The 12,448-nt window shown below is 70.1% G+C and carries 11 protein-coding genes; 2 read left to right on the forward strand and 9 right to left on the reverse strand.

The window, feature by feature from the left end:
- Nucleotides 1-3: 3 nt before the first annotated feature.
- From AXZ95_RS12960 to AXZ95_RS12975, 4 genes are all read right to left on the reverse strand, one after another.
- Complete coding sequence (locus AXZ95_RS12960) at nt 4-318, reverse strand: chorismate mutase (RefSeq protein ID WP_018192386.1); 315 nt, start codon at nt 316-318, stop codon at nt 4-6.
- 17 nt (nt 319-335) lie between these two features.
- Entirely contained in the window at nt 336-1,667 is a 1,332-nt protein-coding gene (locus tag AXZ95_RS12965; RefSeq protein WP_018192385.1) for a hypothetical protein, read from the reverse strand.
- Nucleotides 1,664-2,374, reverse strand: coding sequence for an ABC transporter ATP-binding protein (locus tag AXZ95_RS12970; protein WP_018192384.1), 711 nt, complete (start codon nt 2,372-2,374; stop codon nt 1,664-1,666). The genes AXZ95_RS12965 and AXZ95_RS12970 overlap by 4 nt, the downstream gene beginning before the upstream one ends.
- Before the next feature lie 98 nt (nt 2,375-2,472).
- Complete coding sequence (locus AXZ95_RS12975; RefSeq protein ID WP_018192383.1) at nt 2,473-3,951, reverse strand: glycosyltransferase; 1,479 nt, start codon at nt 3,949-3,951, stop codon at nt 2,473-2,475.
- 241 nt (nt 3,952-4,192) lie between these two features.
- On the opposite strand from AXZ95_RS12975, the gene AXZ95_RS12980 reads away from it, so the two are divergent.
- The gene (locus AXZ95_RS12980; protein WP_018192382.1) at nt 4,193-4,909 is read left to right on the forward strand and encodes a hypothetical protein; all 717 of its coding nucleotides are present in this window, start codon (nt 4,193-4,195) and stop codon (nt 4,907-4,909) included.
- A 64-nt stretch (nt 4,910-4,973) separates the two neighbouring features.
- On the opposite strand, the gene AXZ95_RS12985 is transcribed toward AXZ95_RS12980, so the two are convergent.
- From AXZ95_RS12985 to AXZ95_RS12995, 3 genes are all read right to left on the reverse strand, one after another.
- On the reverse strand, nt 4,974-5,666 hold the full coding sequence (locus tag AXZ95_RS12985; RefSeq protein ID WP_018192381.1) for a CE1759 family FMN reductase: 693 nt from the start codon (nt 5,664-5,666) through the stop codon (nt 4,974-4,976).
- A gap of 45 nt (nt 5,667-5,711) precedes the next feature.
- Entirely contained in the window at nt 5,712-6,899 is a 1,188-nt protein-coding gene (locus AXZ95_RS12990; protein ID WP_018192380.1) for an LLM class flavin-dependent oxidoreductase, read from the reverse strand.
- Nucleotides 6,900-7,024: 125 nt separating this feature from the next.
- Nucleotides 7,025-7,906, reverse strand: a complete 882-nt coding sequence (locus AXZ95_RS12995; protein WP_231374497.1) for a LysM domain-containing protein — start codon at nt 7,904-7,906, stop codon at nt 7,025-7,027.
- A 107-nt stretch (nt 7,907-8,013) separates the two neighbouring features.
- On the opposite strand from AXZ95_RS12995, the gene AXZ95_RS13000 reads away from it, so the two are divergent.
- Nucleotides 8,014-8,934 carry a DMT family transporter gene (locus tag AXZ95_RS13000; protein ID WP_018192378.1) on the forward strand — a complete coding sequence of 307 codons (921 nt, stop codon included), beginning with the start codon at nt 8,014-8,016 and terminating at the stop codon, nt 8,932-8,934.
- Here the strand turns inward: AXZ95_RS13000 and AXZ95_RS13005 are convergent.
- Nucleotides 8,931-9,977, reverse strand: coding sequence for an alpha/beta hydrolase (locus AXZ95_RS13005; protein WP_018192377.1), 1,047 nt, complete (start codon nt 9,975-9,977; stop codon nt 8,931-8,933). The genes AXZ95_RS13000 and AXZ95_RS13005 overlap by 4 nt on opposite strands.
- Before the next feature lie 117 nt (nt 9,978-10,094).
- Nucleotides 10,095-12,413, reverse strand: coding sequence for a phosphoribosylformylglycinamidine synthase subunit PurL (gene purL, locus AXZ95_RS13010; protein WP_018192376.1), 2,319 nt, complete (start codon nt 12,411-12,413; stop codon nt 10,095-10,097).
- Between the last annotated feature and the right edge of the window lie 35 nt (nt 12,414-12,448).

Raw genomic sequence — 12,448 nt, forward strand, 5'->3', positions numbered from 1 at the left:
GCGCTATCTGCCGTTCTCGCCGGCGATGCGCTCGTGGTGGTGGATGACCTCCGCGATGATGAATGTGAGGAACTTCTCCGCGAACGCGGGGTCGAGGTGACTCTCCTCGGCCAGCGCGCGGAGACGCTGGATCTGCTCCTTCTCGCGCTCCGGGTCGGCCGCCGGGAGCCCGTGCTCGGCCTTCAGCGCACCCACCTGCTGCGTGAACTTGAATCGCTCCGCGAGCATGTGGATGACCGCGGCGTCGATGTTGTCGATGCTCTGCCGGATGCTGTGCAGCTGCTCAAGCGCAGCCGCCACGTCGCTGTTTTCGGGCATGCTTCGACCCTACTGGGTCACAGACTGGGGGACGGTTCCGCGAGCACCCGCGTGAGAACCGGCCGCGTGGCCCGCAGGGCCGCCCACACGAGCAGCACACCGGCGGCGAGGCACGCCGCCACCGTCACCAGCGTGAGCGGGGACAGCAGGAGGCTCATCCCGGTGAGCGGCAGCACCACGACCGCCGCCGTGACCGCCGACCCGATCGCGGTCACCCGCAGGGGGGAAAGGATGGCGCGGCTGCGCGCGGCGTTCATCTCGGCGACGGGCATCCCGATCCGGTCGAGGCTCACGTAGAGGTCGCGGCGGTCGAGGATGGCGGCCGCCTGGTTCACTCCGGCCGAGCACGCGACCATCAGGAACGACGCGATGATGGTGATGAGCACGCCGGTGCGGATGTCCGCGACCAGCAGCCGCGACTGCGGGTCGCCCGAGTCGCCCGCCGCATCCATCAGGGCGACGCCGACGCCGGCGAACACCGCCATGAAGCTGGTCATCGCGACGCCGGACACCTGCCGCCAGGCGGCCTTCGGCGATTCGAGCACCGCCCGAGCAGCCAGCAGGCGTCGAGCGGTCCGCGCCCGGCGGGCCTGCCCGGAGGCGACCAGCCGCAGGACCCACGGCCCGATGAGGTTCAGAACGGCGATGCTCCCGCCGAACCCGACGGCGAGGACGACCATCACGATCCCGACGTCGGCCACGGCCCGCAGCGCGGTCATGGCGACGGCGACGAGGGCCACCACTCCGACCGTGATCAGGACCCGTACCCAGTGCACCCGCGGCGCCTGCTGCCGCGTGCGCACGCCGAGGGGAGACAGGGTGACGCCGCGCAGTCCGACGACCGCGCTCACCGCGGCCAGTGCCCCGATACCGGCCACGGCCACCGCCACCCACAGCGGGGACAGCAGGATGGACATCCCGAGCGGCTCGCCGCGGAACGGGATGAGCGCCACCAGGGGCGACACGAGCAGCGCCACCAGGGCACCCGTGATCGCCCCCACGAGCGCGAGCACGGTCGACTCGATGACCGTCAGGGCGGTCACCAGCGCAGGCGTCGCGCCGAGCAGCCGAAGGCTGGCCAGCCGGTCGTCCCTCCGTCGCGCCGAGAGCCTCGCAGCGGAGCCGCCGAGCGCGACGAGCGGCACCACCAGCAGCGAGAGCGCGATGACAGCGAGCACCTGGTAGAGGCCGGCGATGTCGTCCGTCCAGGAGAAGAACGCCTGCGCTCCACCCGCGACGATCAGCAGCAGCGCCGTCACGACGGCGAAGGCCACGACCGGCAGGATCACGGTGGAGCGGGCGGAGACACTGCGTCGGCCGAAGAGCCACGCGAGCCGCAAGGTCGTCATCGGGCGCTCACCTCGTCCACGATGCGCCCGTCGGCGAGGCGGAGGACGCGCAAGCACCGTGCGGCGACGGTCTCGTCGTGCGTGACCACGACGAGCGACCGGCCGCGGTCCGTCGTCGAGCGGATGAGCGCATCCATCACCTCGGCGGACGTCTGCGAGTCGAGGGCGCCGGTCGGCTCGTCGGCGAACACGACGGCGGCTCCGGTGGTCTGTGCGCGGGCGATCGCCACGCGCTGCGCCTGACCGCCCGAGAGCTGGCCGATGCGACGTGTCTCGTACCCGGCGAGGCCGAGGGCGGCGAGCCACATCGCGGCCGTCTGCTCCGCGGCGCGGCGATCCGTCCCGGTCAGCATCAGGGGGAGGGCGACGTTCTCGATCGCCGTGAGCTCGGGCAGGAGCAGCCCCTGCTGGAACACGAACCCGAACGCTTCGCGCCGCAGTCGCGAACGACCGGCCTCATCCAGCGTCGTGATCTCGAGCGGGCCGGTCGCGGTCGCCAGCGACACCGATCCGCTGTCGGGCGTGATGATGCCGGCCAGGCAGTGCAGCAGGGTGGTCTTACCCGAGCCGGACGCGCCCATGATGGCGACCGACTCGCCGGGAGTGACCCGGAAGTCGACGCCGGCGAGCGCGACGGAGGGGCCGTAGGACTTGGTGAGCGCGGTGGCGACGATGGCCGGGGGCGCAGCAGCGGGAACTGAGGTCATGCCTCCAGCCTGGCCGCGGGACGGAAAGCAGGCATCGGCCGGGAGGCCCATCGCTGCGCGGGCGGGTCATCCGGAGGATGTCATCCCGCGGTACCACGTCAGCCTGCGGCGACCCGGCCGACCTTCTCCGTCTTGTCCCAGCGCGCCTCCGCGCCCGCGAGCTCCTTGAGGTACGAGTCGAAGGTGATCGCGCACAGCAGGGAGCCGTATCCGGCCAGGTAGATCAGCGCGGGCGACAGCCAGCGGCCGGCGCGGACCTTCTCCGCCTTGCGAGCGAGCCAGGCGACGACCATGGAGAACGGGATCCAGATGTAGATCGCGAGCGTGATGGTGAACAGGGCCGGCTCGCTCAGCGTCACGCCGAACAGCCCGGGCAGCCACACCAGCATGACCGGCGGGAAGAGCGCGGTGATCATCACGAGCATGTTGATGATGCCGGGGAACAGCAGGACGTGACCCAGCTCGTGCCTGGTCGACCTCCCGTCGGTCTGCGATCCGAGGATGAGGACGAAGAGGTAGGCGAGCGCGGCCGAGATCCACAGGATCCGGAACACCGTCGTCGCGACCCCGTCCTGCAGGAACAGAAGCCCGGCGAGCCCGATCGACGACAGGATCATGATGAGGGGGAGCAGCCAGAGGCTGAACCAGACGATGCCGAAGCTGATGCCGCCCAGGTGGTGGAGGCGGGACGGGCGGAACCACACCTTGGAGTACCGCGCGGTGACGGTGACGTTGCCGCGCGCCCAGCGGAGACGCTGCTTCCACAGGGCGTCGACAGCGCGGGGCTCCTCGGCGAGCACGTGCGCGTGCGGTTCGAAGACGACCTTCTTGCCGAGCAGCTGGGTCTCGAACGTGGTGATCGTGTCCTCCGCCAGCGACGACGTGTCGATGCGGCCGCCGATCGCGAGCAGGTTCTCGCGGGTGTGCAGCTGCGCGCCGCCGGCGAGGCACGCCTGCGCGCCCAGCACGTTCTGCGCCCGGCGGGCGGCCGGCTGCGAGAGCACGTACTCGACGCTGATGAACTTGGTGAGGTAGTTGCGGTCGCTGCTGCCCTCGCTGATGTACGCCGACACGGCGCCCACGTCGGGGTCGGCCAGGTGCCGGGTCATGCGCCGCAGCGACTCGGGGGTGTAGATGACGTCGGCGTCCATGATGAGGAGCGCCTCCATCCAGTCGTCCTCCAGCACCTTCGCGATGCCGTGGTTGAGCGTGTGCGCCTTGCCCTGGCCGCCCTGCTCCCGGCGGAGCAGGTGGACGTTGCCCGGGTACAGTTCTGCTCGACCCCGGACGACCTCGGGGGTGTCGTCGGTGCTCGCGTCGTCGACGACGTAGATGCGCAGGGCGTCGCGCGGGTAGTCCAGTTTCATCAGCCGGTCGATGGATGCGCCGATCACCGCTCCCTCGTTCCATGCCGGAACGACGATCGCGACCCGCGGAAGGTAGGGGGCGGCTTTCTTGTAGTGGTTGATCCAGGCGTGGAAGGGGATGACGACGAAGGTCGCGGCCGCGGCGACGACCGGGATGAGCCCGGTGAGCGCGAGGATGAGGCACACGACGACGCCGATCGTATGCAGCACGCTGAGAATGTCCAACCCCGAGACCTCCCTGTTCTACCCAGACCCTATCGCCCCTGCCTCGCGGGGCCGCGAGCCGCAGGACGGGTGGCGCGGCGGCGTGTTCGCGAGGGGAAAGGCACGCGGCCGTGCGGGACGTTGATCGGGCTCCGGTCGCTCGTTAGGGTGGGGTCGAGTCGAGTCGAGTCGAGTCGGTCCGGGTTTCGGGTGCAGAGGGCCGGCCTCAGGGGGGCGTCATCCAGTCATGAGCGGTGCGACGACGCTTCGGCCGACGGACGAAGCCCTGCTCCGCGTCACGACGCTCGACGAGAGCGACCGCCCGGTGCGTCTTCTGACGGACGACTGGAAGTTGGTCGACGAGCTCGATGTCGCCGTCGAGCGGGCGCGCTCGCCGTTGCGTCGCGCATCGATTACCGCGCGCCTCGGCGACGCGGCGGTCATTCTCATGGCGTTGGCCGCCTGCATTATCGTCGGCATTTCGGCCGTTCCGAACCCAGCGAAACGGCCGATCATCGTCGCCGTTTTCGTGCTGGCGGCGGGTATTGAACTAGTCCGCCTCGAGTATCCGGGCTACCGCAACAAGCGGGCACGGATGCGGGGGCCGAGCATCGCGCGTCCGGTCTACTTCGCGGGCGGTTCGCCCTACTCCCGCCGCCGGCTCGTGCTCGGTCGGCGTTGCCTCTTCCTGATCTCGGAAGACGGTCGCATCTCCCAACTCCCGTGGAGCGACATCTCGGTGGTCGGGCTGGATTTCCGCATGTCCGGAGCCGTGATGGTGGTGGCGGTGGACGGTCGATTTCTCCCGCTGGCGACCTCCGGGCGCGTCGGCGGTGCGCTATCGCTGGTGTGGGGCGGAAATTGGTGGGGTCGGCACGAGCAGTTCCGGACGTCGCTGAAGGACGACCTGGAACGCACCGGCGTACCCGTCGCCGTCATCGACTGGTCGGCTGTCGCGATCTGAGCCTTGCCTGGCCGCACACGACGACGGGCCCCGGTCGCCCGGGGCCCGTCGTTCCGTTCTGCTGCTACTTGCGCGCGCCCGGCAGCGTCCCGCCCGCGGCGAGGCGCATGAGGTCGGAGCCGAGGTCGATGCCCAGCTCGTTTCCGCCGGCCGAGCCGAATTCGTGCTGGTAGCTGTCCCACGACGTGTCCGTGATCTTGGACTCGACCTCGGACTCCATGAGCACGACCAGTTCGCGGGCGGCGCGGTCGATGCGCTTGCCGAGGGCCTTGTCCTGCCAGTCCTCGGTCGATGCGAACACCGAGGTCGGCGTCGTCATGGTCCGGAGGAAGGCGAACAGCGATCGCATCTCGCCGTCGACGACGAGCGCGTGGCGGGCGGTGCCCGCGGTCGCACCGAGCACGACAGGCTTGGCGATCAGCAGGTCGTTGTCGAGCACCTGGAAGAACGAGGTGAACAGCCCGCTCGGTCCCGCCTTGTACACCGGGGCGGTCGCGATGATGCCGTCGGCCGACTTCAGCGCCTCGATCGCCTTGGTGAACTTCGGCCCCAGGTGCCCGGACGCCAGGGCCGCGCCCAGCTCCGGCAGGAGCTCCCGCAGGTCGAGGTTGAGCGTCTCGACCGTGCGGCCGTCGCGCTGGGCGGCCGCCTCCACGCGCAGGGCGAGGCGGTCGGCGAGCATCTTGGTGGACGACGGGTCGCTCACGCCCGCGTTCACCACGACGACGCGGAACGGCCGCAGGTCTGATGTGTTCATGGTCTGTCCTTGTCTCGATCGATGGTCGGTGGATGCCGCCGGGCGTCAGAGCGCCGGGTAGCTCACCTCGACCTGCTCGTCGGTGTCCTGGTAGGGGGACGCGCCGGTGACGTTGTCGCCGCGGTTCGCGTTCGGGCGCGGCTGGCGCGGGTCCGCGTCGCCGTACTTCGCCTTCACGAGGGACGCGTGGGTGGGGGCGTCCGGCGTCTCCGGGTCCTTGCGCGCCTCGGTCTCCTTGCGGAGGACGGGGATGACGTGCTCGCCGAGCAGGTCCAGCTGCTCGAGGACCGTCTTGAGCGGCAGGCCGGCGTGGTCCATCAGGAACAGCTGGCGCTGGTAGTCGCCTGCCCACTCGCGGAAGGTCAGCGTCTTGTCGATGACCTCCTGCGGGCTGCCGACGGTCAGCGGGGTCGCATCCGTGAACTCCTCCATCGTCGGCCCGTTGCCGTAGACCGGGGCCTCGTTGAAGTAGGGGCGGAACTGGTTCTTCGCGTCCTGCGAGTTCTTCGCGATGAAGGCCTGGCCGCCGAGTCCGACGATCGCCTCCTTCGCGGTGCCGTGGCCGTAGTGCTCGAAGCGCTCACGGTAGAACGCGATCAGACGCTGGAAGTGCTCCTTCGGCCAGAAGATGTTGTTGGCGAAGAACCCGTTGCCGTAGAACGCGGCCTGCTCGGCGATCTCCGGGGTGCGGATGCTGGCGTGCCACACGAACGGCGGCACGTCGTCGAGGGGGCGCGGCGTGGAGGTGAAGCCCTGCAGCGGCGTGCGGAAGCGTCCCTCCCAGTCGACGACGTCCTCGCGCCACAGGCGGTGCAGGAGGTTGTAGTTCTCGAGCGCGAGCGGCAGGCTCTGGCGGATGTCCTGGCCGAACCACGGGTACACCGGGCCGGTGTTCCCGCGCCCGACCATGAGGTCCATGCGGCCCTTCGACAGGTGCTGGAGCATCGCGTACTCCTCGGCGATGCGCACCGGGTCGTTCGTGGTGATCAGGGTGGTGGATGTGGTGACCGTGAGCCGCTCGGTGAGAGCGGCGATGTGGGCCAGCAGGGTGGTGGGCGACGAGGAGAAGAACGGCGGGTTGTGGTGCTCGCCGATGGCGAAGACGTCCAGCCCGACCTCCTCCGCGTGCTTCGCGATCTTCACGATCGCGTCGATGCGCTCCGCCTCGCTCGGCGTCTCACCGGACACGGGGTCGCGGGTGATGTCGCTGACGGAGAAGATTCCGTACTGCATGACTGGCTCCTCAGGTTTGTTCTCGCCGTTTCTATGCAAACGCATACAACGCGACAGGGGGCGAGGTATTCCCATCCTGGCGCGCGCGGTCGCATGGGGGTAGGCCGGCGGTGTGAAACCGCAGGTCAGAGGGCTTGCGGATCGAGGTTCAGCGACTGATTCTCGAGCAGGTTGAGGCTGCCGTCGTACGCGCGACCGCTCGGGTTCAGCCAGAGCAGGTCCTGCGACGTGATGCCGAACCGCTGCGCGACGCCGTCGAACGTGTCCCCGGCCGCCACGACATAGCGCGCGGGAGCGCCGGAGGGGGTCGTCTCCGGGACGCTGCCTGCCGCACCCGCACGCGCACCGCCGTCGACGGGATGGACGTTGGTCGCCCGCTCGGGGATCGACCAGCGGACCGTGTTCACCGCGAGCACCTTGTCCGGGCCGAGCTCGACGGGCACGCCGTCGGGCGACGCGACGGACGAGTAGGTCACCAGGGCGCCGAGGTACGACGGGTTGCCGATGTAGCCCAGCGGGACCGTCGAGGCGGCGGCCGCGGCGGCCGTGGGTCCGCCGAGGGCGTGGTCGGCGACGCCATGCCAGGTGAGGCCGTCCCCGACCTGCGGCGGAACGTCGATCAACGTGACAGAGACAGGTACCGGGACGCTCGAGGTGAAGCCGCTGTATTGGATCGAGTACGTGTTGTCGCCGTTCGACACGATCCGGTAGTGGAAGTGGATGCTGCCCTTGGGCGACGCGACACTCGCCTCGGCGACGGTGGTGCCCGACGGGACCGGAGTGAGTGTCGGTGGCGGAGGCGGCGGTGTCGTCGGCGTCGGCGTCGCGCTGGGCGTCGGCGTCGGCGACGCGGAGTGCGTCGGCTTCGGCTTCGCCGTCGTGTGCCGCGCCACCGGCTTCGCCTGCGCGCCTCCGTCGAAGAGCGCGCAGCCGGACAGTGCGATGGCGAGCGCGACGAGCATCCCCGCGGCCGCAGCGGTGCGGACGCGCCTGTTCGTTCTGTACATGGTTCCCCCCTCGGGGAACGCTACCAAATACCGGCTGGCCGGATCTCATCCATCCGTGTCCGATTCCCGCGCGCGCCGGGTCGGGGGCACCCGCTAGCGTCGACAGGGTGAAGGTCGCTCTGCAGTTCGTCGCCATGGGTCTCGTGTGGGGCGCCAGCTTCCTCTTCATGAAGGTGGCGCTCGAGGGCGTGAGCTTCGGGCAGGTCGCGTGGGCGCGGCTCGTGTTCGGGGCACTGACTCTGGGCCTCATCGCGCTGATCATGCGCGTGCGGTTGCCGCGCGAGCCGATCGTCTGGGTGCACTTCGCGGTCGTCGCGGTCACCTACTGCGTCATCCCGTTCCTCCTGTTCGCCTGGGCCGAGCAGTACGTCTCCTCGAGCCTCGCGAGCATCTACAACGCCGTCACGCCGATCACGACGGCGATCCTCGTCACCGCCGCGTTCCGGGTCGAGAAGCTCAACCGCGACCAGGTGCTCGGCGTGCTGATCGGTGTCGTCGGCGTCGTCGTGGTGGTCGGGCCCTGGGCGGTGGATGCGCTGGCCGGTAGCCTCTGGGGCCAGCTCGCGTGCCTCGGGGCGGTCACGTGCTACGGGTTCAGCTTCGGCTACATCCGCAAGTTCATCAGCCCGCGGGCGGTGTCCGCGACGACGAGCGCGTTCATGAACATCGGGTTGGCGGCGGTCATCATGATCCTTCTGACGCCCGTGGTGGCGTGGCACCCGATCACGTTCAGCTGGCCGGTGCTGCTCTCCCTGCTGGCGCTCGGGGCCCTCGGGACGGGCGTCGTCTACATCTGGAACATGAACGTGCTGCGCGCGTGGGGTCCGACCGCGACGTCGGGTGTCACCTACGTGACGCCGGTGGTCGGCGTGGCCCTCGGCATCCTCGTCCTCGGCGAACACCTGACGTGGAACGAACCGGTGGGCGCCGTGATCGTGTTCGCGGGCATCCTGCTCACCCAGCAGCGCGTCCGGCTGTTCACCCGGCGTCAGGCCGAGCTGGCCGCCCAGGAGGCCGCGGCGCGTTAGCTGTGGGCGCGGAGGAAGGCGATCGTCGCATCCAGCGCCGTGTGCGCCTCCGCGAACTTCAGATGGAACTGGTACTCGTGCGGCAGCGCGGGCTCGTGGTCGGCGGGCCAGAACAGCTCGGTCACGTCCACACCCTTCGTGCGGAGGGCGGCGGCCATCGGGACGGACTGCGTCCAGGTGAGTCCGTCGCCGTTCCCGCCGGAGATGTAGGTGGGCGGGAAGGCGGAGGTGACGTGCTGGATGGTCGACATGGTCGATCCGACGTAGGTCTGCGACCAGTCCTTCGTACCGCTGTACGACCACAGGGCGGTCTTGAAGCCCCAGCCGTCGATCCCGGTCAGGCTGGCGAGCGCGTCGAGGTCGTAGACGCCGCAGTTGAGGACGACGGCCGACAGCTGGTCCGGCTGGAGTGCGGGTGCGATCCCCATCAGGTTCGCGTACTCGGGGCTGGTGGTCAGGACGGCCAGCTGGCTGGCGAGCTGCGACCCGGCGGAGTCGCCGGCGAGGATGATGCGGCTGGGGTCGATGCCGAGCGTCTCGGCGTGCGCGTCCAGGTACGCGAGCGCGTCGTTGAGCTGTCGCACGGCGGTCGGGTAGGTCGCCTCGGGTCCGACGGTGTAGTTGAGGCCGACGGTCGTGAACCCCTGGTCGGCCAGGATGCGCAGGTACGGGTCGACGTCGGAGCTGACGCCCGAGATCCAGGCGCCGCCGTGGATCCAGACGACGGTCGGGAGCGGGTCCGTCGCGCTGTCGGGGCGGAAGACGTCGAACGTCGTGTCGGGCGATCCCGGCGCGTAGCGGAGCCCGGTCTGTGCCGTCACACCGGTGGTCGGCACGAACGGCTTCATCTCGGCGACCGTCTCGGCGGCGCCCTTCTCGAAGACGCTGCGGATCACCAGCGCGGACGGCCACGGGGACGACGACGCGAGGCTGGCGAGGATGAGCAGGCACAGCAGCACGATGGCGGTGACGGACACGACACGGCGCGCGCGCCGCGAGAGGAGTGGAGGCGTCGGCAGCTCGTCGGCGCGGGCACGGGTCATGCCCTCACCGTAGCGACCCCCACCGCCGGCTCCTGAGTTTTTCGGCCTCCGACCGCGTGTCGGGGGCGAAAAACTCCGGAGCGGATGGCTGGGGAGGTGGCGCGGGAGGCGGGGGAGTTACGCGACCGTCGGGCCGAAGTGCTCGGGGAGCGTGGAGCGGTGGACGCCGCGGAGCTCCTCCAGGCCGATCGTGAAGAGGTCCTGCACCTCGAGCACGGGCTGGGCGCCGACCTCGGCGTCCGTCACGCCGATGCGGAGCGCGGGGATGCCGCGGCCGGCGCACAGGCCGCGGAACTTCACGTCGTCCTCGCGTGGGACGGTGACCAGGACGCGCGCGGTCGACTCCGAGAAGAGCGCGGTCGCCGCGTCCACCCCGTCGCGCTCCTCGATCTCGGTGAGCCAGACGCGGGCGCCGACGCCGAAGCGGATGACGCTCTCGGCGAGCGCCTGTGCCAGGCCGCCGTCGGCGAGGTCGTGCGCGGACGAGACCAGACCCTCCAGGGAAGCCGCGTGCAGCGCCTCGGCGAGCGAGCGCTCGGCGTCGAGGTCGACCGCCGGCGGGTGTCCGCCGAGGTGACCGTGGATGGTGCCCGCCCAGGCCGAGCCGTCCAGCTCCTCGCGGGTGACGCCGAGGAGGTAGATGTTCTCGCCCTCGTCCTGCCAGCCGCTCGGGATGCGGCGGGCGACGTCGTCGATCACGCCGAGCACTCCGACCACCGGGGTCGGGAAGATCGGGGTGTCGCCGGTCTGGTTGTAGAAGGAGACGTTGCCGCCGGTGACCGGGATCTCGAGCTCCAGGCAGGCGTCCGAGAGCCCTTCCACGGCCTGCGAGAACTGCCACATGACCTCGGGGTTCTCCGGGCTGCCGAAGTTGAGGCAGTCGGTCACCGCGACCGGCACCGCGCCGGAGGCGGCGACATTGCGGTACGCCTCGGCCAGCGCCAGCTTGGCGCCCTGCTTCGGGTCGAGCTGGCAGTAGCGGCCGTTGGCGTCGGTCGCGATGGCGAAGCCGAGCCCCGACTCCTCGTCGACGCGGATCATGCCCGCGTCGTCCGGGAAGGCGAGCGCGGTGTTGCCGCCGACGAAGTAGTCGTACTGGTCGGTGACCCAGCCCTTGTCGGCGAGGTTGGCGCTGCCGAGGAGGGCGAGCGTCTGCTCGCGCAGCTCATCGCCGGTCGTCGGGCGCGCGAGCACGGAGGCCGAGTCGTCCTGCAGGGCGTCGATCCAGGTCGGGTAGGCGACCGGACGCTCGTACACGGGGCCGTCGACCGCGACGGTTCGCGGGTCGACGTTGACGATCTCCTCGCCGTTCCAGTTGATGACGAGGCGGCCGGTCTCGGTGACCTCGCCCAGCACGCTGGTCTCGACATCCCACTTGGCGGTGACGGCGAGGAAGGCGTCGAGCAGCTCCGGCTTGACGACGGCCATCATGCGCTCCTGGCTCTCCGACATGAGGATCTCCTCAGCGGTGAGACTCGGGTCGCGCAGGAGCACCTTGTCGAGCTCGATGAACATCCCGCCGTCGCCGTTGGAGGCGAGCTCGCTGGTCGCGCAGGAGATGCCGGCGGCGCCCAGATCCTGGATGCCCTCGACCAGCTTGTCGCGGAACAGCTCCAGGCAGCACTCGATGAGCACCTTCTCGGCGAACGGGTCGCCGACCTGCACGGCCGGACGCTTGGTCGGGCCGCCCGCGGAGAAGGTGTCGGACGCGAGGATGCTGGCCCCGCCGATCCCGTCGCCGCCGGTGCGCGCACCGAACAGCACGACCTTGTTGCCGGCGCCGGACGCGTTGGCCAGGTGCAGGTCCTCGTGGCGGAGCACGCCGACCGAGAGGGCGTTGACCAGCGGGTTGCCCTGGTATACCGGGTCGAAGTAGGTCTCGCCGCCGATGTTCGGCAGGCCGAGGCAGTTGCCGTAGAAGGAGATGCCGGAGACGACACCGTGCACGACGCGCGCGGTGTCCGGGTTGTCGATGGCGCCGAAGCGCAGCTGGTCCATCACCGCGACGGGGCGCGCGCCCATCGAGATGATGTCGCGCACGATGCCGCCGACGCCGGTCGCGGCGCCCTGGAACGGCTCGATGTAGGAGGGGTGGTTGTGCGACTCCACCTTGAAGGTGACCGCCCAGCCCTCGCCGACATCCACGACGCCGGCGTTCTCGCCCATGCCGACCATGAGGTTCTTCTTCATCGCCGGGCTGACCTTCTGCCCGAACTGCCGCAGGTAGATCTTCGACGACTTGTAGGAGCAGTGCTCCGACCACATCACCGAGTACATCGCCAGCTCACCGCTGGTGGGGCGGCGGCCGAGGATCTCGCGGATCCGCGCGTACTCGTCCTCCTTGAGCCCGAGCGCCGCGAACGGCTGCTCCCGCTCCGGGGTCTCGATCGCGTTCGCGACAGTGTCGACGACGTGGGCGGTTGCGGTGTCGGTCACGCGGGCACTCCAGGCTGGGCGGGGCTGGGCGGGGA

It is taken from the genome of Leifsonia sp. 115AMFTsu3.1, assembly GCF_004362795.1.
Lineage (GTDB): Bacteria > Actinomycetota > Actinomycetes > Actinomycetales > Microbacteriaceae > Leifsonia.

Coding starts and splice junctions, on each gene's coding strand:
- AXZ95_RS12985 (WP_018192381.1), bottom strand. CDS start 5,666: ATGAACACATCAGACCTGCGGCCGTTCCGCGTCGTCGTGGTGAACGCG.
- AXZ95_RS13005 (WP_018192377.1), bottom strand. CDS start 9,977: ATGACCCGTGCCCGCGCCGACGAGCTGCCGACGCCTCCACTCCTCTCG.
- AXZ95_RS12995 (WP_231374497.1), bottom strand. CDS start 7,906: ATGTACAGAACGAACAGGCGCGTCCGCACCGCTGCGGCCGCGGGGATG.
- AXZ95_RS12990 (WP_018192380.1), bottom strand. CDS start 6,899: ATGCAGTACGGAATCTTCTCCGTCAGCGACATCACCCGCGACCCCGTG.
- AXZ95_RS12970 (WP_018192384.1), bottom strand. CDS start 2,374: ATGACCTCAGTTCCCGCTGCTGCGCCCCCGGCCATCGTCGCCACCGCG.
- AXZ95_RS12965 (WP_018192385.1), bottom strand. CDS start 1,667: ATGACGACCTTGCGGCTCGCGTGGCTCTTCGGCCGACGCAGTGTCTCC.
- AXZ95_RS12960 (WP_018192386.1), bottom strand. CDS start 318: ATGCCCGAAAACAGCGACGTGGCGGCTGCGCTTGAGCAGCTGCACAGC.
- AXZ95_RS12980 (WP_018192382.1), top strand. CDS start 4,193: ATGAGCGGTGCGACGACGCTTCGGCCGACGGACGAAGCCCTGCTCCGC.